The following is a 25,432-nucleotide window of genomic DNA, read 5'->3' as shown; positions in this document are numbered from 1 at the left end:
CGGCGTCCAAACGGCGCTGTGCCGCCCTGAAATCGTTCGGGATGCTCCCGGACGTGGCTTATCCGTAGGTATCGCGTGGACCGCGGCCTGGAACGGCTCTGGGGCCCCATTTCCAGGAGGGGACGTCCGGACCGATGAAGCGGACGTTGTCGACACCGGCATCCGGGAAACGACTCATCAGTTCCGTGACGATCGCGCCGCGCATGAGCTGGAGGTTCTTGGCCCACGCCGTCGAGTCGCACTGCACCGTCAGGAGACCGTCGGCAAGGGCCACCGGCGATGCGTGGCGCGCGGTCTCCTCGCCGGCGACCTCCGACCACTGGAGCACGAGGTCTTCCCGCGCCAGCTGGGAGTTCCAGCCGGCCTGCCGCGTGAGGTCGGCGAGGGCGTCGCCTATCCCCTTCGGATCCCTTCCCGGCGTGAACGGCTGGTTCTCGTCGTCGTCATCGCGACGGCGGCGGCGGCGCTTTCCGCGGGGAGATGGCTCGAGACCCCGGAGGCGCAGATAGGTGGCCATCGTCTCGGGGACGGATGCCGGATCTTCGTCAACCATCGACGCCCCCGCGGATCGTGTCGCTCTCCCGGGTGGCCCCGGCTGCGCGGATCGTGCCTGCCTCGACGTAGACCGTCCGCGCGCGCAGCGCCTCGGGCACATCGGCCTCGACCGCGGCGGTGACGATGACCTGTTCGAAGTCGGCGACGACTCCCGCCAACCGGGCGCGGCGATCGGCGTCGAGTTCGGCGAAGACGTCATCGAGGATGAGCACCGGATCGCCGAGGAGCGACTGCTCCCGCAGAAGCTTCGCCGACGCGAGGCGCAGCGACAGGGCCACCGACCACGACTCGCCGTGCGACGCGTAGCCCTTCACGGGAAGGCCGCGCACCCGCAGGAGCAGATCGTCGCGGTGCGGCCCGACGAGGGTGACCCCCCGCTCCAGCTCCGCGGCGCGCTTGGACCGGAGCACGGCGCGGAACGCGTCTTCGACCTCGGCCGTCGTGCGCGTCGCCCGCGCCGGGCCGGTCGCCGCCGCGCTGTCGGGCGTGACGGCATCCGTGTCGTCGTCGTCGGAACGAGCCCCGTCGATGGTCAGGGACCACTCCGCCTCGGGTCGGTGGTCGGCGCCGGCGATCGTCGTATAGGCCTCAGCGAGCGGCTCGGCGAGGTCGGCCGCGAGGGCGAGCCGGGCGCGGATCACCTGCCCGCCGAGCTGCACGAGCTTGTCGTCCCACACGTCGAGGGTGGACAGTTCTTCGCCCCGGATGCCACGGGCTCGCGCCGACTTGAGAAGTGCCGTGCGCTGCTTGAGCACTCGGTCGTAGTCGGCGAGCACGGCCGACATGCGCGGCGCGCGCTGGATGAGGAGCTGATCGGCGAACCGCCGACGCGACGACGGGTCGCCCCGCACGATCTGCAGGTCTTCCGGCGCGAACAGCACGACGGCCGCGTAGCGGGGAAGTTCCGCCGACTTCACAGCCGACCCGTTGACCCGCGCTTTGTTGGAGCCCGAACGGTTGAGCTGCGCTTCGAGGATGACCGTGCGCTCACCGTGCGCGAGCCGGGTGCGGACGATCGCGGCATCCGCGCCGTCGCGCACCATCGGCGCATCGTGGGAGACGCGGTGGGAGCCGAGCGTCGCGAAGTAGCCGATCGCTTCGGCGAGGTTCGTCTTACCCTGCCCGTTGCGACCGACGAAGACGTTCGTGCCGGGGAACAGGGTCACGTCGGCGGCCGCGTAATTGCGGAAATCCACCAGACTGAGCTGCTCGACGATCACCCCGCCAGCCTAGTTCGGGCGTGCGACGCGAGACGCAGATTGTGCCGCGCCCCACCCGGTCGTTGAGCGAGCGGAGCGAGCCGAAACGCAGGCTCGAAACGCAGAAGCGAAACGCAGAGCCGAAACGCAGAGCCTCAGCGGAGCAGGAGGTTCGGCTGCAGGAGGTACTTGAAGCTCTCCGGCGTGCCCGAGGTCTGCGGCGTGATCAGGACCGGGCTCAGCTTGTTCGCGTTCTCGCTCGACGTGAAGGTCACCCGGGCGAACTCGCTCTTGACGGCGCCGAGCGCTTCGAGCAGGTACTGCGGGTTCAGGCCCAGAGTGACCTCTTCGCCCGTCAGCGTCGCATCGACGGACTCGCTGGCTCGCGCCTGCTCGGTGCCCGACGCGTCCATCGAGACGCCCTCGTCGGTGAAGGTGAAGCGCAGCGGGGCGGAGCGGTCGAGCACCAGCGCCACGCGACGCACCGCCTCGACGAGATCGGCGGTGTTGACGACCGCGTAGTGGTCGGTCTGCTCGGGGAACAGTCGGCGGACCGGCGGGAAGTTCCCCTTGATGAGGAGCGAGGTGACGGTCTTGTTGCCGGCGGTGAACGCGATGATCTCGCGATCGCCGGAACCCGAGAACGCGACCTGGATGTCACCGGAGTGGGCGAACGTCTTGCCGACCTCGGTGAGAGTGCGCGCGGGAACCAGTGCGGTCGTGGATTCGTCGGCGGACGAGGTGGTCGTGCCGGCATCCCACGGGATCTGGCGAAGTGCGACACGGTAGCGGTCGGTCGCGACGAGGCTCAGCTCGTTGCCGGCGACCTCGAGCTGGACGCCGGTGAGGACGGGGGTGACGTCGTCGCGTGACGCGGCGAACGCGACCTGTGCGATCGCGGTGGCGAAGTCTTCGGCCGGGACGAGGCCCGCGTCGCCCGAAACCTCCGGAATGGCGGGGTACTCCTGCACCGGCATCGACGCGAGCGTGAAGCGCGCGGAGCCACAGGTGAGGACGATGCCGTTCTCTTCGTCCTGCTCGATCTGGATGGGTGCATTCGGGAGACGGCTGGCGATCTCCGAGAGCAGACGGCCGTGGACCAGGATCGTGCCGGGCTCGTCGACCGTGGCCTCGATCGTCGTGCGCGCCGACGCCTCGTAGTCGAAGGCGGCCAACGACAACCCAGCTTCGGATGCCTCGATGAGGACACCGGCGAGGATCGGCTGCGGGTTTCGCTGCGGAAGGAGCTTCACGACGAACGAGACGGCCTCGCTGAACACGTCGCGATTCACGTGGAACTTCACTGGGGCTCCCTTGGGGTCGTTGAAGGCTCTCCCATGCTAGTGCCCCGTGCGCGACGTTCCGGAAGGAGTGTGCGCGGACGAGCCGGTCGGGCTCCGCTCACACCTTTCCCGCTCGAGGTGATCGAACGGGCTTCATAGAGAGAGATATCTGTCATGGTGTTAACCGCTGTGGAAAGTGTGGATAACTCGGCGGATCCCTCTCGGAGAGCGGGAACCACACGCGTGTAAGTTGTGGGCGAGCTGCGGAAGGCCCGTGGGGAGCGGGATCCCGGCATCCGTGCTCGACCCTGCTTCATCCACAGGAGAGCCGGATCCACTCACATTCACTCGACATTGATGTGTAGTTATCCACAGGCTGTCCACACTGTGCAGAACGCGCATGATGGCCCGAGCGAGCCTCGCGTGTCAAGCGCGGGTCGAGGAATATGGGTGCGTCGGCGCATGCCGGACGCGTCACCGGCCGACGCGACCGAGCTGCGTCGTGATCTCGGAGACCTGGTTGTAGATCGAGCGACGTTCCTTCATGAGCTCGCTGATCTTCTTGTACGCGTACATCACGGTGGTGTGATCGCGATTGCCGAACAGCTGGCCGATCTTCGGCAGCGACAGGTTCGTGCGCTCGCGACACAGATACATGGCGATCTGCCGTGCTGTTGCCACCGACTGCGAACGGCTGGAGCCGTAGAGGTCGTCGACGGAGAGGCGGAAGTACTGCGCGGTGGCGGTGATGATGTCGGTCGGCTGGATGACGTTGGCGTCGTCCTGGTCGACGATGTCGCGCAGGACCGTCTGGGCCAGCGAGATGTCGAGCGTCGAGCGGTTGAGGTTGGCGAACGCCGACACTCGGATGAGAGCGCCCTCGAGTTCGCGGATGTTCGAGGAGACCTTCGTGGCGATGTACTCGAGCACCTCGTCGGGAACGAGCAGTCGCTCCGACTGCGCCTTCTTGCGGAGGATCGCGATACGTGTCTCGAGGTCGGGCGCCTGCACGTCGGTGATGAGGCCCCACTCGAACCGGCTGCGCATGCGATCTTCGAAACCGGTGAGGTGGCGAGGCGGCACGTCGCTCGTGATGACGACCTGCTTGTCGTGATCGTGCAGCGTGTTGAACGTGTGGAAGAAGGCTTCCTGGGTCTCGGCGCGTCCCTGCAGGAACTGGATGTCGTCGATCAAGAGGATGTCGACGTCGCGGTACCTGGCCTGGAAGGCGGAGCCGCGGTTGTTGGCGATCGAGTTGATGAAGTCGTTGGTGAACTCCTCGCTCGACACATACCGCACACGGATGCCCGTGTAGAGGCTCAGGGCGTAGTCGCCGATCGCGTGGAGGAGGTGGGTCTTGCCCAGACCGGAGTCGCCGTAGATGAAGAGCGGGTTGTAGGCCTTCGCGGGGGCTTCGGCGACGGCGACTGCAGCGGCGTGGGCGAAGCGGTTGGACTGCCCGATGACGAAGTTGTCGAAGGTGTACTTCGGGTTGAGGCGCGTGTCGTTGCGAGAAGGAAGAGAGATGGGCTCGCTGTAGTCCTCGATGGGCGGCCGGCCGACCGGGGATGCCGGTGCGGTCGCGGCCTGTACCGGCACGGGCGCGGTGAGGTGCGAGTCGGCGATCTCCGGATTGACGACGACGCGGAAGGTGGACGCTCCCGGTTCCGCATCGACGTGGGCCAGCGCTTCCATGATGGGAGTGCGCAGACGCTTGTTGAGCTGTGCCGCGGTGAGGTCGTTGGGCACATCGAGATACAGGGTGCCGCCCATGACGCCCTGCGCGACTGCGAGATTGAGGAAGCCCTGGAGCTGCGGTGTGACCCGCTCGTCGACGCGGAGGACGTCGAGGACAGCCGACCAGACGGGGACGTCGGGAGCTTCTTGGTGTGTCATGACTCCCCGTGTTGAAGCAGTGCGGGTGCTGGCCCGCAGATGGCGGCTGGCGGAAAACGGCCGACGCCCGTGGATAACCTCGGGACGAGCCTGTGGATAACTGGCCCGTGCCACGCTAGTCATGCGGCCCCGAACCGGCCAAATCCACTGTAGTTCCGGCCCGCGTGTCCTCGCCAGGCCACCTGTGAGGTCGGTGGATAATGCTTCCTTCACATGTTGCCGGTTTGAGTTCGTGCGGGACTCGACGTACCCTAGGTCAGTTGACTTATGCCCTTTCGGGCAGTCCCCTGTACCCGTGTCTCCGGCTCCAGCTTTCCGGTGACCGCCGATCCGGAGTGATCCTCATGACCAAGCGCACGTTCCAGCCCAACAACCGCCGCCGCGCCAAGAAGCACGGTTTCCGCGCCCGCATGCGCACGCGTGCCGGCCGTGGCATCCTCTCCGCTCGCCGCGCCAAGGGGCGCACCGAGCTCTCGGCCTGACCTGACATACCGGTGCTGGCGCGCGGGAACCGCATCACCCGCGGAGCGGAGTACAAGGCCGTCGTCCGCGGGGGTGCCCGGTGCGCCGGTGCGCTGACGGTGACCTACGTCGTGAGTTCCGGTGAGGACCGCCCGGCGCGATTCGGCTTCATCGTCAGCAAGCAGGTCGGCTCGGCCGTGACCCGCAATACCGTTCGTCGTCGACTCAAGGCGGTCTGCGCTGAGGCGCTTCCGTCGGTTCGTGACGGCGCAGACATCGTCATCCGTGCCCTCCCGGGCTCGGCGACCGCGACCTTTCCGTCCCTGAGGGACGAAGTGGTGCGGTGCCTGAGCAGGAAGGCACTCGCGTGAGCACGTCGACGCTGCCGTCCTATGCGCTGGGCGAGGGCCGGCTGACGGCATCCGATCCGCTCGGATTCGTGACGCTGTTGCCCCGGAACATCGTGCTCGCCGCGCTGCACGCCTACCGCGCGACGATCTCGCACACGTACGGCGACGTCTGCAAGTACTACCCCTCGTGCTCTGCGTACGCGGTCGGTGCGGTCCAGCAACACGGCGCTCTCAAGGGCGCCGCGCTCACCGCCGCGCGACTCGCCCGCTGCCACCCCTGGGCTCAGGGCGGGATCGACGACGTTCCCGCGCATGCGCACTTCCGACACCGCCTCACTCCGCACGGCTTCGTCGTGCACCCGAGAAAGGACTGATCCTTGCTGGATCTCTTCGCCGCGACCCCGACGCCGGCCGTGCCGACCCCGACCACCGCTCCGCCGGCGGACGGTCTCGACTTCTTCAGCGCCATCATGTGGCCGTTCAAGTGGATCGTCGAGACGATCCTCGTGTTCTGGCACTGGGTGTTCACGACCCTGGGCATGGAAGCCGACGCCGGGCTCACGTGGGTGCTGTCGATCATCGGTCTCGTCATCGTGGTGCGCTCCGCGCTCATCCCGCTCTTCGTGCGACAGATCAAGAGTCAGCGCAAGATGATGGAAATTGCTCCTGAACTGCGAAAAGTTCAGGAGAAGTACCGCGGCAAGAAGGATCAGCTCTCTCGTGAGGCGATGAGCCGCGAGACCATGGCGCTGTACAAGAAGCACGGTACGACGCCCGTATCGAGCTGTCTGCCGCTGTTGGTCCAGATGCCGATCCTCCTCGGCATGTTCTACACGCTGAGTGACGTCAAGCGGCACGCCGAGTGGGGCGTCGGCGGTGTCGGCCTGTTGAACGCCGACCTGACGAAGCAGTTCTACGACGCGCAGCTCTTCGGGGTGGCGCCGCTTCACACCAACATGATGGAGGCCATCGGCCTCGGTCAGACGGCGACCGTTGTGATCCTCGTGATCCTCGTCGTGCTGATGATCGCGTCGCAGTTCTTCACGCAGCTTCAGATCATCTCGAAGAACCTCTCCCCCGAGGCCAAGACCGGCCAGGCGTACCAGATGCAGCGCATCATGCTCTACGTCCTCCCGCTTGCCTTCATCTTCTCCGGCGTCTTCTTCCCCCTCGGTGTCGTCCTGTACTGGTTCACGAGCAACATCTGGACGATGGTGCAGCAGTTCCTCGTGATCCGTAACCTCCCGACGCCCGGATCCGAGGCCGCCAAGGCCCGCGAGGAGCGCCTCGCCCGCAAGGGCAAAGCCCTCGATGCGCAGGGCAAGATCATCCCGCTCGAGAAGTACCAGGCCGAGCAGCAGCGCCTCTATGAAGAGGCTCAGCGTGCCAAGGAGCAAGCTCCGAAGCGTCAGCAGCCCATGGGTAAGCAGCGCGCGAAGAAGCAGTCGCAGCAGAAGAAGCCCGACGAGTCGCCGAAGCCTTCGAAGCCCGAGTCGTCGAAGCCCGGCGATCCCGAAGACCCGTCCACGCCGAAGAACCCGGCCTGATTGAGCCACTGAGGAACACCATGACCAGCGCCACCGAGTCCACCGCCACCGTTGCGCAGCTCGAGGAGGAAGGCGACATCGCCGCTGACTACCTCGAGGCGCTGCTCGACATCGCCGACATCGACGGAGACCTTGCTCTCGACGTGCGGGCCGGTCGCGCGTACGTGACGGTGGAGAACGACGACGAAGCGTCGCTTCGGCTGCTCTCCTCCCCCGACACCGTGCAGGCGCTCCAGGAGCTCGTCCGCATCGCGGTGCAGGCGAAGACGGGCCGCTTCTCGCGCCTCATCCTCGACATCGGCGGCTCGCGCGACGCGCGGCAGCAGCAGCTCGAGAAGCTGGTCGACCGCGCCATCGAGCGTATCGAGGACGGTGCCTCGCAGGCATCACTGCCGGCGATGTCGAGCTACGAGCGAAAGCTCGTGCACGATGTCGTCGCCGAGCGTGGATTCGTTTCCGAGTCGTACGGCGAAGGTGCCGACCGCCACACGGTCATCCGCCGTGGCTGATGTTTCACGTGAAACATCGATGATCGAGATCGAGCCGGAGCCGGCATCCGCGGCGCTCGTCTTCGGTGATCGCCTTGACGTGGCGCGGGCTTTCACCGCGGCACTCGGTGAGCACGGCGAAGAGCGCGGCTTGATCGGACCCCTGGAGCCGCCGCGGCTCTGGACGCGTCACATCCTGAACAGCGCGGTCGCGGCTCCGCTCTTCGCGCCCGGAGCCCGCGTCGGTGACATTGGGTCCGGTGCAGGTCTTCCCGGCCTCGTGTTGGCGATCGCGCGACCCGACGTGGAATGGGTGCTCATCGAGCCGATGGAACGTCGTGTGGCGTGGCTGGACGAACAGGTCGCGGCATTGGGTCTGTCCAACGTCGAGGTCGTACGAGCGCGGGCTGAGGACTGGAAGCGCGGCCCGGTGCTGGATGCCGTCACCGCACGCGCGGTGAGCGCCCTGCGCACCCTCGTTCCGCTGGTGGCACCCCTGGTACGTGACGGCGGAGAGCTGGTGCTTCTCAAGGGTGCCAACGCCGCGAATGAGATCGACGCGGCCGAGAAGGTCATTCGTAGGTACCGCTTGACCAATGTCCGCGTGGAACCCATTGGTGAGGGCGTTATCGAGGAACCGACGCGCGTCATCCGCGCGACCGTGCGCTGAACCGCCCTCCTCACTGCCCTCCTCGATGTTTCACGTGAAACATCACACGAGGCCCGTTGGCCGCCTCTTGCTGTAGGTCTTTCTGGGGACTCGGAAGCCGTGAGCCCTCGGTCCCAGAAGAGTCGCACCGATCTGGGCTGCTTCATTTGCAGGAGGACGAGCGCGTCGGAGCCCTCACGCATGGGACATCGCAAAGAGTGCCGAGTGCGCGATGTGCGCGCCCAGCGCTGGGTCGGCGACGTAGTGCCAACGCAGGAGCGCGAAGTGTGCTCGCCGGATGTTTCACGTGAAACATCGCTACGGGAACTCACCTTCGAGCGGAGGAGTGTGAACCGGATTCCGGTCAGGGACTGAGTACCTGGAACCAGAGTTTTACGTGGAACAGTGTTCCCTGCCCGAGCCTGTCTGCGCCCGCGCGGGCTCGCGACACATGGCGCGCATCCGAACGCGCGGAGGACTGCGGGCTGTCAGGGGGGTGACGGGTGCGGGAACGCTTCCCCTGGGCACCGCTGCGCGGGTCGACAGACAAGTCCCAATCTCCGGCTGGTGAGCGGCATGGCTCGATGTTTCACGTGAAACATCGCTCACCACGCTCCGTTCGAGCCGCGCTCACGCCACGGCGGCGATGGCAGAGGCCGAACATGGGTGAATGACCGCACACCGCCTCTTCCACACGTACAGCCAGGATCCGATGTTTCACGTGAAACGGCGCACGGCATCCGGTGGGGGTGGGCTCGACTACAGTGGGATGGTCCCCGAACGACAGGAGATGCAGGTGCCGGATCTGGAGAACTCGACGTCCTCCGCACCCTTCTCCTTCGATGACAGTCCGATCGCGCGCGAGCTCGCCGATCTGACGTCTCGCCGAAAGGCGCTGGAGGGCGTGGAGGTCGACTTCACCGGTCCCGCCCGGATCATCACGGTCTCGAACCAGAAGGGCGGCGTGGGGAAGACGACCACAACCGTCAACATCGCATCGGCCCTGGCATCCCTGGGCGCGCGTGTGCTGGTGGTGGACCTCGACCCGCAGGGCAACGCCTCGACGGCGCTCGGTGTGCCGCACACGGCCGACATCCCCAGCGTGTACGACGTGCTGATCGATGAGTTCCCGCTCGCCGACATCGTGCAGACGAGTCCGGAGTCCGACCTCCTGCTCTGCGCTCCGTCGACCATCCACCTCGCGGGCGCGGAGATCGAGCTCGTCTCGCAGGTGGCGCGTGAGCACCGCCTACGCACGGCGCTGGAGGACTACCTCGCGACGGCCGAACAGCCTCCGCAGTTCGTCATCGTGGACTGCCCGCCGTCGCTCGGCCTGCTGACGATCAACGCTTTCACCGCCGCCGACGAGCTCATGATCCCCATTCAGTGCGAGTACTACGCCCTCGAGGGCCTCAGCCAGCTTCTCGGCAGCGTGCGGATGATCCAGAAGCACCTCAACCCGCGCCTGCACCTGTCGACGATCCTTCTGACCATGTACGACGGCCGGACACGGCTGGCCCAGCAGGTCGCCGACGAGGTGCGTTCGCACTTCCCGCGAGAGGTGCTCGCGACCGTCATCCCGCGTTCCGTGCGTGTCTCGGAGGCTCCGAGCTTCGGGCAGACCGTCATCGCCTACGATGGGGCGTCAGCCGGCGCCGTGGCCTATCGCGAAGCAGCCGTGGAGATCGCCCGGCGCGGACATCAGCACAACGACGAGGAGACCACCTGATGGCGAAGCGAACTGGTCTCGGCCGCGGCATCGGCGCGCTGATCCCCACGGCGGAGAGTTCCGAGGCGCGTCCGGTCGACGTGTTCTTCCCGGGTGCACCCTCGGCTGTCGTCGAGGAGGAGACCGCGGAGCTGCTGGCCATCCCGGGCACGCGCCTCATCGAGATCGATCCTCACGACATCGTTCCGAACCCCCGTCAGCCGCGCACGCACTTCGACGCGGACGATCTGGCCGAGCTCGTCCACAGCGTCCGTGAGTTCGGCGTGCTGCAGCCCGTCGTCGTGCGTACCAACGAAGACGGCAAGTACGAGCTCATCATGGGTGAGCGACGGACGAGGGCGTCCCGCGAAGCGGGGCTCACGTCCATCCCGGCGATCGTCCGCGACACGTCGGACGAGAACCTCTTGCGCGACGCGCTCCTCGAGAACCTCCACCGCTCACAGCTCAATCCGCTCGAAGAGGCGTCCGCTTATCAGCAGCTGCTCGACGACTTCGGCATCACGCAGGAGGAACTCGCCACCCGCATCGGTCGCTCGCGTCCGCAGATCAGTAACACGATCCGCCTCCTGCGCCTGCCGGTACCCGTGCAGCAGCGGGTCGCGGCCGGTGTCCTCAGCGCCGGTCACGCTCGTGCGATCCTGTCGCTCGACGACGCGGAGGCCATGCAGCGCCTCGCCGACAAGATCGTCAACGAAGACCTCTCGGTGCGCGCGGCGGAGGCCGCCTCGAAGGCTCCGGATGCCGGTCCGCGTCGCGTCGCTCCGAAGGCCGGCGCCCGTCGCGCCCACCTGGATGACGTCGCCCAGCGGCTCGGCGACCGACTCAACACGACGGTGAAGATCTCTTTGAACGCGAAAAAAGGCCAGATCAACATCGATTTCGCCACCATTCAGGATCTCAACCGCATTCTCGCGGAACTCGGCGAGACCGAGTACGGATCCTTCTGAGAAATCCTCGGGACGCGCCGGCGCCGTCCATGGGTCGTACCCTGGATAGGTGACCGACGACCCCCGCGTTCCACGCCGCGCCAGCCTGGAGCTGTTGCGCGCCGAGGCGGGCGACGAGCTCTCGGTGCTCATCGAGGAGCGGCTGCGCGATGGGCAGGACCCGTGGGAGTTCATGGAAGATCTCCCCTCGGTCGACGAACTCGTCGTCCTCACGCTCCGCGCCGAGAACATCGCCTCGGACGGCGGAGTGCGTCCCACGGCCGCCCGCAACTATCGCGTGCTGCGCCAGATCGCCATGGAGTACCCGCCGCTCACGCGCGCTGTCTGGCGGCTGCTCGGGAGCGAGCCGCACCGCGCGTGGGACGCGTCGGTGCGCGAAGCCTCCTGACCCTCACTGCCCGCAACAGAAAGCCCCGGTCAGATCAGAGATCCAACCGGGGCTTCCGTACGTCTGGGTTCAGCCGATGTAGGCGGCGAGGTCCTGCTCGAGGGCGAACTTCGGCTTCGCGCCGATGATCGTCTTCTCGACCTCACCCTTGTTGAACACCTTCATCGCCGGGATCGAGGTGATCTGGTACTTCATGGCGAGGTTCGGGTTCTCGTCGACGTTGAGCTTGAGGACCGTGATCTTGTCGCCGTTCTCGGACTGGATCTCGTCGAGGATCGGTCCGACCATGCGACACGGACCACACCACTCGGCCCAGAAGTCCACGAGGATGGGGCCCTCTGCGTCGATGACATCCTGCTGCCAGGTGCTCTCGTTGGTGGCCTTTGCGGTCATGTCAGTGTCTCCTTAGGAAGCTGTCTATCGGTGAAACGCGCGACGTCGCTCGTTTGTTCCTCGGGCGGGGTTCAGGCGACGGCGGCCTCGGGGAGACCGTCGATCGGCGACGCGTCGACGGCGGGGGCCCCGGCGTCGGCGAGGGATGCCAGGTAGTGCTCCACGTCGAGGGCCGCGACGGTTCCGCTGCCGGCGGCAGTGACCGCCTGGCGGTACGTCGGGTCGATGACGTCGCCCGCGGCGAACACGCCGGGCACCGACGTGCGCGACGAGCGGCCGTCGACCCAGATCGTGCCGTGCTCGGTGAGGTCGAGCGTGCCGTGGACGAGGTGCGTGCGCGGGTCGTTGCCGATCGCGACGAACAGGCCGTCGAGCGCCAGTTCACGACGCGAGCCGTCGGTGGTGTCTTCGAGGACGACGCCGGTGACGGCATCCTCACCGAGGACGTCGACCACGGCGCTGTTCCACACGAACTCGATCTTCTCGTTCGCGAAGGCGCGCTCCTGCATGATCTTCGACGCACGCAGCTCTTCGCGACGGTGGATGACGTAGACCTTCGACGCGAACTTCGTGAGGAAGGTGGCCTCCTCCATCGCGGAGTCGCCGCCGCCGACGACGGCGATGACGCGCTCGCGGAAGAAGAATCCGTCACACGTGGCGCAGTACGAGACGCCGTGACCGGAGAGCCGCGCCTCGCCCTCGATGCCGATCTTGCGCGGTGCGGACCCGGTCGCATAGACGATGGCATCCGCTTCGTGCGTGGCACCCGAGCCCAGCGTGATCTTCTTGACGCGGCCGGAGAAGTCGACCTCGGTGACGTCGTCGTAGACGACCTCGGTGCCGAAGCGCTCGGCCTGCTCCTGCATCTTCGTCATGAGGTCGGGGCCCATGATGCCCTCGGGGAACCCGGGGAAGTTCTCGACCTCGGTCGTGTTCATGAGCTCGCCGCCGGCCTCGACCGAGCTGGCGATGAGCAGCGGTTCGAGGTTGGCGCGGGCGGCGTAGATCGCCGCGGTGTATCCCGCCGGACCCGATCCGATGATGATGACCTGCCGCACGTCTGTGTCCCTTCCTCAGCGGGGCGAATGGCCCCGGCACATTCAACCCATGGTAGCCGCGGGACATTCCCGCAGCCTGGGCGTCGGCGGCGCGTTCGCGGGGCGGATGCGGGTCAGCGCCCGGGGAGGAAGCGGCGCACCGCCCGCAGGGCCGTCTGCAGCTCTGGAGCGCGCAGGATCGCGAGGAACACGACGTACACGAGGAGGGTGACGGCGCCGATGATCGCGGCCGCGAGGAACCCCGCGAACCGATCGGATGCCGGCCAGCCGGCGACGCCGCCCAGCAGCTCGAACGTCAGCCACCCGGCGCCTGCGGCGGGGATCGCGGCCAGGAGGAATCGCACCACGGAGCGGACGGCCCCGCCGAGCCCCAGCGGGCGGCCGAGCTTGCGGCGGAGGAGAACGATCGCGAGGGCGAACTGGACGATGTTGGCCGAGGACTGACCCAGCGCGATGCCGACCGCGAGCCACTGCACGGGAAGGGTCGCGGAGGCGATGAGAGCCGTCGCGACGACGAGGATCGCCTGGACCAGCGTGTAGAAGAACGGGGTGCGCGTGTCGCGCAGGGCGTAGAAGGTGCGCTGGAGGCCGAACTGGAACGACAGCGGCAGCAGGGCGACGAGGTACGCGGCCAGCACCCACGCGAGCGACACGGCGCCCTCGGGGTCGTCGGTGAAGATGCGGGCGAGGGGCACGGCGGCGACGATCATCGCCACGAGGATGCCGACCATGAACACGCCGATCGTGCGCGTCAGCGCGGCGAGGTCGGCGGTGACGGCATCCGTTCGTCCCTCCGCGACGTGCTCGCTGAGCTGCGTGTAGTACGGGGTGCCGAGGGAGACGACGATCACCGAGAACGGCAGCATGAACAGCAGCCACGCGGTCTGCATCGACGCGACGGCCGCGGCCGCCTCGGACGCGGCGCCCACCGACCGCACCTGCACGAGCGCGGCGAGCTGCCCCACGATGACCATGAGGAAGGTCCACCCGGCGAGGCGGCCGATGTGGCGCAGGCCGATCCCGCGCCAGCGGAAGTCGGGGCGCACCTGCAGGCCCGCGCGTCGCCAGAACAGCAGAAGGATGCCGGCCTGCAGCACGATGCCGAGGGTGGCGGTGCCGCCGAGCAGCGCGACCATCTCGGGGGTCCAGCCGATCGCGGAGCGCTGCGGTCCGAAGATCCAGATGAACGCCCCGAACCCGATGATCGAGACGATGTTGTTCACGATCGGCGACCACGCGTACGGACCGAAGATGCGGCGCGCGTTGAGCACTTCGCCCACGAGGGCATACAGGCCGTAGAAGAAGAGCTGCGGCAGGCACCAGTAGGCCAGGGCGAGCGTCAGCGCCTGGGTCGCGGGCGGGAGCGCCGCGCCGTACAGCTGCACGAGCAGCGGCGCAGCGATGACCGCCACCACGGCGACGGCGCCGAGGGCGATCACGCCGAGGGTGAGGAGCTTCGACACGAACGCGCTGCCGCGGTCGTCGTGGGTGCGCACGGCGGACACGATCTGCGGCACGACGACGCCGGCGAGCAATCCCGACGAGATCAGCGCGTAGATGCTGTTGGGGAGCTGGTTGGCGATAGCGAACGCGTCGCCCGCGCCGGCCATGACGACACCGACGGCGGCGGCGAGCACGATGTTGCGGACGAGTCCCGTGATGCGCGACACGAGCGTGCCGGCGCCGACGAGGGCGCTCGCCCGGCCGAGGCTAGCCATCGGCTCTCCCGTCGCTGCGGGGAGCGGCCCTACGGCGCAGGCGCAGGACGGTGCGCACGATCCCGAGTACGAGGAAGGTTCCCACGAGCACGGCCATGACGGCGATGCCGACGCTCTCCCACTCCGCCTGCACCGAGACGACGACGGTCGTCGTCGTGCCGATCGGCACCATCGTGGGGCTGCGCAGCTCGAGGTCGAGGCTGGACTCGCCGCTTCCCACCCGGGCCTGGACGGGCACGTCGACGCGCGTGGTCTGCGCGGCGCCCGCGGCGACCTCGATCCGATTCTGTACGACGAGGCGCGGGTCGTTCGGCTCGGCGAGGAGCACGAGGGTCGCCGGCCACGGCAGGTCGTTGCGGACGGAGAAGGTGAGGGGGGCGCTGGAACCGAGGAGGTTGATGTCGGGCGAGGGCACGATCGCCACGGCATCGAGCGTCGCGGCCGTCTCGTCGAGGTGGTCCTCGACCGCGACGCGCCACGCGTCGGGATGCCCCACCCACCCGTTGCCGAGCAGCTGCAGCACGGCGGCCCGCTCCGTCGCTGTCAGCACCGTCGGGTCGGCGAGGATCGTGGCGAACTCCGCCAGGTCCTTCTCATCGTCGAGGAACCGCTCCACCGCCGCGACGCGGTCCGCGTCCGGTGCGCCGCGCCCGACCGTCACGGCCTCCGCGGTGCCGGTGTGCACCGCGGTGAGGCTGACGGCATCCCGGTCGTCGAGGCGCACGGCCGCGCGCACGGCAGCGCGGAGGGAGGGGAGCGTCCGGTCGTCGGAGCGCCCGACGGTGACGAGCAGGTCGGCGTCGGCGTCGGCGAACGACGCGTAGGCGGATGCCGTGGCCAGCGCCGCCGTCCGGTCGATGCGCCGGGGGGCCGAGGTAGCCGTCCGCAGCGCGGCGGACACGTCGGCGTCGTACACGAGAAGATCGCTCTCGCCGGCGCGGGCGCGGGCTCCGGCCTCGCCGCCGACGTCGGCCGACGACACGATCGTGACCGCCTCGGGCGAGAGGGATCCGAGGGACGCGACGAGGTCGGCGTCGACGGTCCCCTCGGCGGGCCAGAACACGTCGCCGCGTGCGTCGCCGATGTCGGTGAGCGCGGCCATGTCGGCGGTCACCGGGCTCTCCGACCCGGGGGTGGGCGTCGGGGTGGGGGTCGGCGTGGGGCTCGGGGTGGAGGTGTCGACGCCCGCGGCGACGATGGCGGGTGCGAGTGTCGGCACGGTGAGCGGTTCGGTCACCCCCGCGGCGTACTGGGCGGCCAGGTCGGCGTCGCCGAACTGCAGCGCGAACCGTGTGTTCGGCAGTGCGAGGAGGTCGTCGAGCCACTCGGTCGCCGTCGGCGGGGCGGTCGTGCCGAGCACGCGGATCGCGGCGACGACGGCGGGGTCGACGGCGAGGATCGCGGCCGTGCCGGTGACGGCATCCACCTGTGCGCGCAGGCCGCCGCCGGGGGCGGTCAGCTCGGCGAGCTCGTCGGAGGACAGCAGCCCGTTCTCGAGGGGGCCCGCCGTGATCGGCACCAGTACGGCGATGTCACCGTCGACGTCGTCGCCGACGACGAACACGCCGCGCGAGACGAGCGTGCCTCGTGGCGACGGAGAGGTCGCGCGCAGCGCGTACACGCCGGGATCCAGGTCGTCGCCGACCTCGACGACCGTCGTCGCGGTGACGGCGGACAGCGACGACACCGCGCCGAGCGTCGCGGTGCCCACGTCGCGCAGACGCGTCGTCCTTGTGCCCTCGAGCCAGGCGGAGACGGCCGAGCGGGATGCCAGCGGCGCGCGGCCGACGGAGATGTCGGCCGTGCCTGCCGGAACGGTCGTGGCGGTCTGATTCACCATCGACAGGGCCACCCGCAGGCTGCCGTCGTCGCCGACCACACCGTCGCCCTCCGCAGCGACGAGGAGCTCCAGCCCCGATGAGGTCTCGACGTCGGCGGCCACCGCGGACGGCGGCGCGCCGAACGCTCCCGCGGACACCGAAACTCCGAGGAGCACCGCGGCCGCCGCCGCGACGATGCGCGACGTCGAGGCGAGCCGGTGCGTGCGCGCGCCCGGGCGCCGCGCGTCGGGCGCCACGGAGGCAGGAGGAGTCATGGTCATGGCAGCGGGGTGTGCGATCCATGACCGCACGACTGGTGGCATTCTACGGTCGCGCCGCTGTGCGCCCCCTCGACGGCGCCGCGAAACGCGGGCTGCCGGTGGGGTTGAATGGATGCCGTGACCGACCCGCAGCCCGATCCGACCCGCTGCGCCGCGCTCGGCGCCGACCTCCGCGCCGCCGGCTACACGGCCGACGCGGTGCGCGCGGCGTGGGGTCCGCTGGCGGACGAGGCGGTGGGACACGGGCTGACCGCCCCGGCGCTCGCGGCGCTCGCCGCCCGACCCGCAGATCCCGCCGCCGACCCGCTGGCGGTGCTGGCGCGACTGCTGTTCCTCGGCATCCCGACCGCGCTCGATCTGGTCGACGCGGCCCTTCCCGCCTGCCGCGGGGCGGGTCTGGTCGCCCTGGGGCTCGCCACGATCGACGAGGGCCTCGTCGTGCCCGCCGCTCTCGTCCGCCCGCAGGACGTCGCCGACGAGGCGGGCGCGGGGCACTGGTGGATCGCGAGCGATCTCGACGAGGCGGCGCTCACGGCGCAGGCGCACCGCGGTGTGCTCCCGACCGGTCACGTGCTCGGGGTCGGCGGAGCGTCGCTCACGCTCGCCGGGCTCCAGCTGCCGGCCCCCGTGGGGCGAGTGCTCGACATCGGCACCGGCTGCGGCATCCAGGCGCTGCGTGCGCGGCACCACGCCGACGAGGTCGTCGCGACCGACGTGTCGGAGCGGGCGCTGCGCTTCACCGAGCTCAACGCGCTCCTCAACGGCGTGACCGGCATCCAGACCCGGCACGGCAGCCTGTTCGAGCCGGTCGCGGGCGAGGAGTTCGAGCGGGTCGTCTCCAACCCGCCGTTCGTCATCACCCCGCGCGTCGCCGGGGTGCCCGAGTACGAGTACCGCGACGCCGGCTTCTCGGGCGACGCGCTCGTCGCCGCGTTCGTGTCGCAGGTGGGCACCGTGCTCGCCCCCGGTGGGGTGGCGCAGCTCCTCGGCAACTGGGAGTACCGCGACGACGAGGACGGCCTCGACCGTGTCCGCGGCTGGGTCGCCGCCTCGCCGGTCGCCCTCGACGCGTGGGTCGTCGAGCGGGAGCGGCTCGACCCGCTCGCGTATGCCGAGCTGTGGGTGCGCGACGGCGGAACCGTCGCGGGCACCCCCGAGTACGAGTCCCTCGTGCAGGCGTGGCTCGACGACTTCGCCGCCCGGGGCGTCACGGCCGTCGGCTTCGGCTACCTGCTGCTGCACCGGCCGCCGTCGGGCACGCCCACCCTCGCCCGCTACGAGCGGATCGCTCAGCCCGTCGCCGGCGCCCTCGGCCCCCACCTCCTCGCCGCGACGTCCGCGTGGCACCGGCTGAGCCGGCTCGACGACGACGCGCTCGCGGCATCCGAGCTGGTCGTCGCCGGCGACGTCACAGAAGCGCGCCATCACCTGCCCGGCGCGGCCGACCCGAGCGTCATCGAGCTGCGTCAGGGCGGCGGGTTCGCCCGCACGATCGAGGTGGATCCGGCGCTCGCGGCCCTCGTCGGTGCGTGCGACGGCGACCTCGCCGTCGGGCCGCTCGTCGCCGCGATCGCCGACCTCCTGGAAGTGGATGCCGCGGCCCTCCGCGATGACCTCCTGCCCCGGGTGAGAGAGCTCGTCTTCACGGGCTTCCTGACGTTCGCGTGACGCCGCGCGGATAGGCTCGACGCATGCTCAACATGGCCGAGGGCCTCGCCCGCATCGGCGCGCTCGCCGACTCGCCGGTGACCTCCGCGCTCGGTGCCGCGTTCGCCGCGGCAGGCTTCGAACTGGCTCTCGTCGGCGGCCCCGTGCGCGACGCGCTGCTCGGCCGCGAGACCCACGACCTCGACTACACGACGAACGCGCGGCCCGACGACATCCTCCGGATCGTCGCGCCCCTCGCGACGGCGACGTGGGACGTCGGACGTGACTTCGGCACCATCGGGGCCAAGATCCGCGACCCCGAGACCGGGCGGGCCGAACAGGTCGAGATCACCACCTACCGCGCCGACAGCTACGACGGCGTGACCCGCAAGCCGACCGTCGAGTTCGGCGACACCCTCGAACAGGACCTCGTGCGCCGTGACTTCACCGTCAACGCGATGGCGCTGCGAGTGCCGGGCCCGACGCTCGTCGACCCCACCAGCGGTGTCGAAGACCTCCTCGCGGGCGTGCTGCGCACTCCCACCGATCCGTCGGTGAGCTTCGGCGACGACCCGCTGCGCATGCTCCGCGCCGCCCGCTTCTCCTCGCAGCTCGGCTTCACGGTGGCTTCCGAGACGGTGGATGCCATGGCCCGCCTCCGCGAGACGCTCCGCATCGTCAGCGCCGAGCGGGTGCAGGGGGAGCTCGTGAAGCTGCTCCAGACGGACGATCCGGTACGCGGCATCCGGCTGCTGGTCGACACCGGCCTCGCGGGCGAGTTCCTGCCCGAAGTTCCCGCACTGCAGCTGGAAGTCGACGAGCACCACCACCACAAGGACGTCTACGAGCATTCGCTCACCGTGCTGCGACAGGCGATCGAGTTGGAGCGCACCCGGCATCCCGACGCGGCGCCGGACGTCACCCTGCGGCTCGCGGCCCTCCTCCACGACATCGGCAAGCCCGCGACGCGGCGCCTCGAACCCGGCGGGGGCGTCAGCTTCCACCATCACGACGTGAAGGGTGCGCGGCTGGCCAGGAAGCGCCTCAACGCCCTGCGCTTCGACGCCGCGACGATCACGTCGGTCACCCAGCTCGTCGAGCAGCACCTGCGGTTCTTCGGCTACGCGGAAGGGGTGTGGACCGACTCGGCCGTGCGTCGCTACGTGCGCGATGCGGGACCCGAGCTCGAACGCCTCCACATCCTCACCCGCGCCGACGTCACCACCCGCAACAAGCGCAAGGCGGCGACGCTGCGCGCCGCGTACGACGACATCGAGCGCCGCATCGCCGAACTGGCCGCGCAGGAGCAGCTCGACGCGATGCGCCCCGCCCTCGACGGCAACCGCATCCAGGAGGTGCTCGGCATCCGTCCCGGTCCGGAGGTCGGTCAGGCCTACCGGTTCCTCCTCGACCTGCGCCTCGACGAGGGCATCCTCGAGCCGGCGGATGCCGAAGAGCGCCTGCGTGCGTGGTGGGCCGCCCGGACGTCGCACCAGGACTGACCGCGCGACGGGACTGACCGCAGAGGCGAGGGGCGACCTACACTGGGGGGCACTCGTCCTCACCCGCCCTCGCACCCGGGGGACTCCTTCACCGCGGAAGGGAGCGCCGTGCCCTCGTCGTGGTCGTCGCGCCGCGAGGTCTCGCCCGAGAACTCGCGTCTGCTGATCGAGCGCGCGCACGAGGAGCTCGTGGGCGGCAACCCCGGCGACGCGCGGCTCGGCGACGTCCGACCGCTCGTCCGCGAATCGTGGCGTCGCTCCCTCGCCCTCCTGGTCGGCGCCGAAGGAGCACCGGCGCTCGACCTCAGCGCAGACGAGCTCGAGGCCTACCGCAGCGCCCACCCCCTCGCCGGGGCGATGGAGATGGTGCGCGCCCTCCTCGCGCCCGACGCCGACTCGGGAGTGATCGTCGCCGTCGGGGATGCCGCGGGCCGGCTGCTGTGGGTCGAGGGCGACCGCCACGTGCGCGCGCTCACCGGCGACATGGGTTTCGTCGCGGGAGCGGACTGGTCGGAGCGCTCCGTCGGCACATCGGCTCCGGGCACCGCGCTCGCCCTCGACCGCTCGGTGCAGATCCATGGCGCGGAGCACTTCAACCGGCTCGTCCAGCCCTGGTCGTGCACGGCCGCGCCCCTGCACGACCCCGAGACCCGGCGTCTCGTGGGCGTCATCGACGTGACCGGGGGGGCCGACGCCGCGACCCCGCAGGCGCAGCTGCTCGTCGACGCGACGGCGCGAGCGATCGAAGGCGAGCTGCTCGTCGCGCGACTGCGTGCACGCGCCGCCGCTCCCGCCGCCGCGCCCCCCGTGCGTCGCGCACCGGTGCGCGCCCCCGAACGCAGCGTCCTGCGGGTGCTGGGACGCGACCGCGCCCTGTTGGAAGTGGCCGGCGACACCGGCGAATCGGTGACCGAGCTCTCGGCCCGCCACGCCGAGATCCTCCTCATGCTCGCCGTCCACCGGCAGGGGCTGTCGTCGGAGCGGCTGTCCGAACTCGTCTACGGCGAAGAGGCCGAGGGCACGCTCCGACCCGAGATGGTGCGGCTGCGCAAGGCGCTCGAACGCACGGCCCCCCACCTCGTGCCCACGTCGCGGCCCTACCGGTTGCCGGTCGACCTGGAGACCGACGCGCACCAGGTGGTCTCGCTGCTCGACCGTGGCGCCCACCGCGTCGCGCTCGCCGCCTACCGCGGCCGGGTGCTCCCCGAGTCGGTCGCACCGGGTGTGGAGGAGTTCCGCGAGTCGGTTCGGGGTGCGCTCCGCGAGGCGCTGCTGGCCGAGGCATCCGCGGACGTGCTGCTGGCCTACGCCGACACCGACGACGGGGCCGACGACGCGGAGGCCCTGCGGCTCGCACTGAGCATGCTGCCCGCCCGGTCGCCCAAGCGCGCCGGGGTGGTCGCCCGCCTGGAGCGCCTCGACGCGTGACCGGCTGCACCCCGTTCCGTGCGCCGCGGGTGGCAGGATGGCCGTGACGGAGGGAGCCGACATGACCGACGACCACGCGGCACTGCTCGCGCTCGCAGAGGCGCACGGCATCGCGACGGAGTACTGGTCGTTCTTCGGCGACCGCGTGTCCGTGCCCGCCGACACCCTCCGCACGGTGCTGCGGGCGATGGGCGTCGATCCTGCAACGGATGCCTCGGTGTCCGCCGCCCTGACGGATGCCGACGAAGCGCCGTGGCGTCGCCTGCTCCCGCCCTCCCACGTCACCCGCCCCGGCGCGCGGGTGCTGCCCGTCCACGTCGCCGACGGCCACGACGTGACCGTCTCGGTGGCCCTCGAAGACGGGTCGTGGCGCGAGCTGCACATCCCCGAGCAGCGCCCCGCGGCGCGACTCGTCGGCGGTGTGCTCGTGTGGCGCGTCGACGTGCCCCTGCCCGCGGACCTTCCGCTCGGGTGGCACACCCTGCACGCGGCCCAGCGCGCGTTCGGCCACGACGACGCCGACCGCACGGCATCCTGCCCCCTCGTCATCACGCCGGAGCGCCTGCCCGACCCGCCCGCGCGCCCGGGTCGGTCGCGCGGCTGGGGTCTCATGGCGCAGATCTACTCGGTGCGCTCGCGGGCCTCGTGGGGCATGGGCGACTTCGCCGACCTGGGCGACCTCGCCGCGATCGCCGGCGCACGCGGCGCCGACTTCCTGCTCGTGAATCCGCTGCACGCGGCGGAAGTCACGAGCCCCATCGAGCCCTCGCCGTACCTTCCCGCCACCCGTCGCTTCCTCGCCCCGCTGTACGTGCGGCCCGAAGACGTCCGCGAGGCCGCGTACCTGACGGCATCCGACCGGGCCGTCGTCGACGCCGCGCGCGTCGCCGTCGCCGCCGACGACACCGACGCCGCACGCATCGACCGCGACGCCGTGTGGGCGGCGAAACGGCGCGCGCTCGAGGTGATCCACGCGGCACCGCGCTCCGCCGGACGCGCCGCCGACCTCGCCGCATTCACCGAACGCGAGGGTCAGCCGCTCCAGGACTTCGCCCTGTGGTGCGCCCTCGAAGAGCACTACGAGGGCGAGGAGCGACCGGCCGAGGCCTGGGACATCCGCTCCCCCCTCGTCGCGCGGCTGCGCACCGAGCTGTCGGCGCGCGTCGACTTCCACGTGTGGCTGCAGTGGATCGCCGACGGTCAGGCACGTGACGCGCAGGCCGCGGCCCTGGCATCCGGAATGGCGATCGGCGTCATGCACGACCTCGCCGTCGGCGTGCACACGAAGGGCTCGGATGCCTGGTCGCTCCACGACATGTACGCGCCCGGCATCACGGTGGGCGCCCCGCCGGACATGTACAACCAGCAGGGTCAGAACTGGAACCAGCCGCCGTGGCTGCCGGCGGCCCTGGCCGAGGCGGGCTACGCGCCGCTGCGCGACATGATCCGCACCCTGCTCCGTCACGCCGGCGCGCTGCGGATCGACCACGTCATCGGACTGTGCCGGCTGTGGTGGATTCCGGAGGGGTTCGGTGCGGGCGCCGGCACGTACGTCCGCTACGACCACGAGGCCATGATCGGCGTCCTCGCTCTGGAAGCCCACCGGGCCGGTGCCGTGCTCATCGGCGAAGACCTCGGCAACGTCGAACCGTGGGTGCGCGACTACCTCGCCGCCCGCGGCATCCTCGGCACGAGCGTGCTGTGGTTCGAGCGCGAGGGTGACGGCTTCCGCCCGCCCGAGCACTACCGGCGGGCACTCCTCGCGACCGTCAACACCCACGACCTGCCGCCCACCGCGGGATACCTCGCCGACGAGCACGTCGCGCTGCGCGCGCGGTTGCACCTCCTCACCCGCCCCGTCGAGGACGAGCTCGCGGATGCCGAGAAGGAACGTTCGGCGATGCTCTTGCTCCTCCGCGAGCGCGGTCTCATCGACCAGGCGCCCAGCGAGCAGCAGGTGATCGAGGCGCTGAACCTGCTGATCACCGCATCGCCGTCGGTGCTGCTCGGGGTCGCCCTCGTCGACGCCGTCGGTGAGCGGCGCACGCAGAACCAGCCGGGCACCGACAAGGAGTACCCCAACTGGCAGGTGCCACTCGCCGACTCCGCCGGTCGCGCGGTGCTCCTCGACGACCTCGCCGCGAACGCGCGGTTCGCGTCGCTGCTCGCGGCGGTCGACCGGGCGATCTAGCGGCGTCGGCGTTTCGTCTCGGTCGCTGCGCTCCCTCGCTCAACGACCGGGTGTCGTCGCGGCGCTGTCACTCGGCGGTCGCGTAGCCAACTCCTTCGATTCGGTGCCGGTGTGGGCCGAAACCGCCGGATCCGGCCCTTCGGCGCCCGAAATGGAGGAGTTGGCCACACGGGACCGGGTGTCGCCGCCGTCCTCCTCTCCCGGACGTTGAGCGAGGCGCAGCCGAGACGAAACGCACCGCAACGGGATGCAACGTGGCGCGACCTAGCCTCGACGACATCCGAACGCGGCACAGTTGCCGCGACTCATGTCGTCGAAGGAGACACCATGACCATCGTCGAAGAAGGCGTCTCGAGCGTCTACGCCGCCCCGGGCCAGCGGGGGTCGGTCGCCGAGTACCGCGCCCGCTACGGCCACTACATCGGCGGCGAGTTCGTCGAGCCGATCAAGGGCCAGTACTTCGAGAACATCACCCCCGTCACCGGCAAGCCGTTCACCGAGGTCGGCCGGGGCACCGTAGAGGACATCGACCGTGCCGTCGACGTCGCCTGGAAGGCGTTCGAGTCGTGGAAGCGCACGACGCCCGCCGACCGTGCGGTGATCCTCAACAAGATCGCCGACCGCATCGAGCAGAACCTCGAGCGGATCGCCGTGGCCGAAACGTGGGAGAACGGCAAGCCCGTCCGCGAGACGCTCGCCGCCGACATTCCGCTCGCCGTCGACCACTTCCGCTACTTCGCGGGTGTGCTGCGCGCTCAGGAGGGTTCGCTCAGCCAGATCGACGAAGACACCGTCGCCTACCACTTCCACGAGCCGCTGGGCGTCGTCGGCCAGATCATCCCGTGGAACTTCCCCATCCTCATGGCCACGTGGAAGCTGGCTCCCGCGCTCGCCGCGGGCAACTGCGTCGTGTTGAAGCCGGCCGAGCAGACGCCGGCATCCATTCTGTTCCTGTTCGAGATCATCGGCGACCTGTTGCCGGCCGGCGTCGTGAACATCGTCAACGGCTTCGGCATCGAGGCCGGCGCGCCGCTCGCCCAGCACAAGCGCATCCGCAAGGTCGCGTTCACGGGTGAGACGACGACGGGCCGCCTCATCATGCAGTACGCGTCGCAGAACCTCATCCCGGTGACGCTCGAGCTCGGCGGCAAGAGTGCGAACGTCTTCTTCGAGGACGTCGCTCGCGACAAGGATGCCTACTACGACAAGGCGTTGGAGGGTTTCACGTTCTTCGCCCTCAACCAGGGCGAGGTGTGCACCTGCCCGTCGCGTGCGCTCATCCAGCGGTCGATCTACGACGGCTTCCTCGCCGACGGGCTCGACCGGGTCTCCAAGATCGTGCAGGGCAACCCGCTCGACCCGGCCACGATGATCGGTGCGCAGGCGTCGAACGACCAGCTCGAGAAGATCCTCAGCTACATCGACATCGGTAAGCAGGGCGGTGCGAAGCTGCTCGCCGGTGGGGAAAGAGTCGACCTCGGGGGCGAGCTCAGCGGCGGGTACTACGTGGCGCCGACGGTGTTCGAGGGCACGAACGACATGCGGATCTTCCAGGAAGAGATCTTCGGTCCGGTCGTGTCGGTTACGAGCTTCGACGACTTCGACGACGCGCTCTCGATCGCGAACGACACCCTCTACGGCCTGGGCGCCGGGGTGTGGAGTCGCTCGGCCGACACGATGTACCGCGCCGGCCGCGGCATCGAAGCCGGTCGCGTGTGGACCAACACCTACCACCAGTACCCGGCCCACGCCGCGTTCGGCGGGTACAAGCAGTCGGGCATCGGCCGCGAGAACCACCTGAAGATGCTCGACCACTACCAGCAGACGAAGAACCTGCTCGTCTCGTACGCCGAAGGGGCCATGGGCTTCTTCTGAGCTCAGCCGCGCTTCGTCTCGTCTGC

The 25,432-nt window shown here is 69.6% G+C and carries 22 protein-coding genes; 14 read left to right on the top strand and 8 right to left on the bottom strand.

Annotation, left to right across the window (positions count from 1 at the left end; translation table 11 throughout):
* Positions 1 to 58: 58 nt before the first annotated feature.
* From P0Y48_12025 to dnaA, 4 genes are all read right to left on the bottom strand, one after another.
* Complete coding sequence (locus tag P0Y48_12025; GenBank protein ID WEK13176.1) at positions 59 to 553, bottom strand: DciA family protein; 495 nt, start codon at positions 551 to 553, stop codon at positions 59 to 61.
* Positions 546 to 1,775 carry a DNA replication/repair protein RecF gene (gene recF / locus P0Y48_12020; GenBank protein ID WEK13175.1) on the bottom strand — a complete coding sequence of 410 codons (1,230 nt, stop codon included), beginning with the start codon at positions 1,773 to 1,775 and terminating at the stop codon, positions 546 to 548. The genes P0Y48_12025 and recF overlap by 8 nt, the downstream gene beginning before the upstream one ends.
* 134 nt (positions 1,776 to 1,909) lie before the next feature.
* Complete coding sequence (gene dnaN, locus P0Y48_12015; protein ID WEK13174.1) at positions 1,910 to 3,058, bottom strand: DNA polymerase III subunit beta; 1,149 nt, start codon at positions 3,056 to 3,058, stop codon at positions 1,910 to 1,912.
* Between the two features lie 453 nt (positions 3,059 to 3,511).
* Positions 3,512 to 4,933, bottom strand: a complete 1,422-nt coding sequence (gene dnaA / locus P0Y48_12010; protein WEK13173.1) for a chromosomal replication initiator protein DnaA — start codon at positions 4,931 to 4,933, stop codon at positions 3,512 to 3,514.
* A gap of 344 nt (positions 4,934 to 5,277) precedes the next feature.
* Here dnaA and rpmH point away from each other — a divergent pair, with 344 nt between their 5' ends.
* The 9 genes from rpmH to P0Y48_11965 all read left to right on the top strand — a co-directional run bounded on the left by rpmH (position 5,278) and on the right by P0Y48_11965 (position 11,493).
* Positions 5,278 to 5,415: a 50S ribosomal protein L34 gene (rpmH, locus tag P0Y48_12005; GenBank protein ID WEK13172.1), complete on the top strand. Its 138-nt coding sequence runs from the start codon at positions 5,278 to 5,280 to the stop codon at positions 5,413 to 5,415.
* A 12-nt stretch (positions 5,416 to 5,427) separates the two neighbouring features.
* A complete protein-coding gene (gene rnpA / locus P0Y48_12000; protein ID WEK13171.1) occupies positions 5,428 to 5,766 on the top strand; it encodes a ribonuclease P protein component in 339 nt (112 codons plus the stop codon).
* 11 nt (positions 5,767 to 5,777) lie between these two features.
* Positions 5,778 to 6,119, top strand: a complete 342-nt coding sequence (gene yidD / locus P0Y48_11995) for a membrane protein insertion efficiency factor YidD (GenBank protein WEK15076.1) — start codon at positions 5,778 to 5,780, stop codon at positions 6,117 to 6,119.
* Between the two features lie 6 nt (positions 6,120 to 6,125).
* A complete protein-coding gene (gene yidC, locus P0Y48_11990) occupies positions 6,126 to 7,292 on the top strand; it encodes a membrane protein insertase YidC (protein WEK15075.1) in 1,167 nt (388 codons plus the stop codon).
* Positions 7,293 to 7,312: 20 nt separating this feature from the next.
* On the top strand, positions 7,313 to 7,801 hold the full coding sequence (locus tag P0Y48_11985; protein ID WEK13170.1) for a DNA-binding protein: 489 nt from the start codon (positions 7,313 to 7,315) through the stop codon (positions 7,799 to 7,801).
* Between the two features lie 19 nt (positions 7,802 to 7,820).
* Positions 7,821 to 8,450, top strand: coding sequence for a 16S rRNA (guanine(527)-N(7))-methyltransferase RsmG (gene rsmG, locus P0Y48_11980; protein WEK15074.1), 630 nt, complete (start codon positions 7,821 to 7,823; stop codon positions 8,448 to 8,450).
* 769 nt (positions 8,451 to 9,219) lie between these two features.
* Positions 9,220 to 10,158 (top strand): ParA family protein, encoded by a 939-nt coding sequence (locus tag P0Y48_11975; protein ID WEK15073.1) that lies wholly within the window; start codon positions 9,220 to 9,222, stop codon positions 10,156 to 10,158.
* The gene (locus P0Y48_11970) at positions 10,158 to 11,105 is read left to right on the top strand and encodes a ParB/RepB/Spo0J family partition protein (protein WEK13169.1); all 948 of its coding nucleotides are present in this window, start codon (positions 10,158 to 10,160) and stop codon (positions 11,103 to 11,105) included. The genes P0Y48_11975 and P0Y48_11970 overlap by 1 nt, the downstream gene beginning before the upstream one ends.
* A 49-nt stretch (positions 11,106 to 11,154) precedes the next feature.
* Positions 11,155 to 11,493, top strand: a complete 339-nt coding sequence (locus P0Y48_11965) for a tryptophan synthase subunit alpha (protein WEK13168.1) — start codon at positions 11,155 to 11,157, stop codon at positions 11,491 to 11,493.
* A 69-nt stretch (positions 11,494 to 11,562) separates the two neighbouring features.
* On the opposite strand, the gene trxA is transcribed toward P0Y48_11965, so the two are convergent.
* From trxA to P0Y48_11945, 4 genes are all read right to left on the bottom strand, one after another.
* The gene (gene trxA / locus P0Y48_11960) at positions 11,563 to 11,886 is read right to left on the bottom strand and encodes a thioredoxin (GenBank protein ID WEK13167.1); all 324 of its coding nucleotides are present in this window, start codon (positions 11,884 to 11,886) and stop codon (positions 11,563 to 11,565) included.
* Positions 11,887 to 11,957: 71 nt separating this feature from the next.
* Positions 11,958 to 12,944, bottom strand: coding sequence for a thioredoxin-disulfide reductase (trxB, locus tag P0Y48_11955; protein WEK13166.1), 987 nt, complete (start codon positions 12,942 to 12,944; stop codon positions 11,958 to 11,960).
* A gap of 113 nt (positions 12,945 to 13,057) precedes the next feature.
* Positions 13,058 to 14,662, bottom strand: a complete 1,605-nt coding sequence (murJ, locus tag P0Y48_11950) for a murein biosynthesis integral membrane protein MurJ (protein ID WEK13165.1) — start codon at positions 14,660 to 14,662, stop codon at positions 13,058 to 13,060.
* Positions 14,655 to 16,763, bottom strand: a complete 2,109-nt coding sequence (locus P0Y48_11945) for a DUF6049 family protein (protein ID WEK13164.1) — start codon at positions 16,761 to 16,763, stop codon at positions 14,655 to 14,657. The genes murJ and P0Y48_11945 overlap by 8 nt, the downstream gene beginning before the upstream one ends.
* 108 nt (positions 16,764 to 16,871) lie before the next feature.
* Between P0Y48_11945 and P0Y48_11940 the strand changes: the two genes are divergently transcribed.
* The 5 genes from P0Y48_11940 (at position 16,872) to P0Y48_11920 (ending at position 25,406) form a co-directional block, all read left to right on the top strand.
* Positions 16,872 to 18,431 carry a methyltransferase gene (locus P0Y48_11940; GenBank protein ID WEK13163.1) on the top strand — a complete coding sequence of 520 codons (1,560 nt, stop codon included), beginning with the start codon at positions 16,872 to 16,874 and terminating at the stop codon, positions 18,429 to 18,431.
* A 23-nt stretch (positions 18,432 to 18,454) separates the two neighbouring features.
* Entirely contained in the window at positions 18,455 to 19,912 is a 1,458-nt protein-coding gene (locus tag P0Y48_11935; GenBank protein ID WEK13162.1) for a CCA tRNA nucleotidyltransferase, read from the top strand.
* A gap of 108 nt (positions 19,913 to 20,020) precedes the next feature.
* On the top strand, positions 20,021 to 21,340 hold the full coding sequence (locus P0Y48_11930; protein WEK13161.1) for a GAF domain-containing protein: 1,320 nt from the start codon (positions 20,021 to 20,023) through the stop codon (positions 21,338 to 21,340).
* A 61-nt stretch (positions 21,341 to 21,401) separates the two neighbouring features.
* Entirely contained in the window at positions 21,402 to 23,531 is a 2,130-nt protein-coding gene (gene malQ / locus P0Y48_11925; GenBank protein WEK13160.1) for a 4-alpha-glucanotransferase, read from the top strand.
* 327 nt (positions 23,532 to 23,858) lie between these two features.
* Positions 23,859 to 25,406 (top strand): aldehyde dehydrogenase, encoded by a 1,548-nt coding sequence (locus tag P0Y48_11920; protein WEK13159.1) that lies wholly within the window; start codon positions 23,859 to 23,861, stop codon positions 25,404 to 25,406.
* The last annotated feature ends 26 nt before the right edge of the window (positions 25,407 to 25,432 follow it).

The sequence above is a fragment of the Candidatus Microbacterium phytovorans genome, assembly GCA_029202445.1.
Lineage (GTDB): Bacteria > Actinomycetota > Actinomycetes > Actinomycetales > Microbacteriaceae > Microbacterium > Microbacterium phytovorans.
This window is presented reverse-complemented; position numbering and strand designations above follow the sequence as displayed.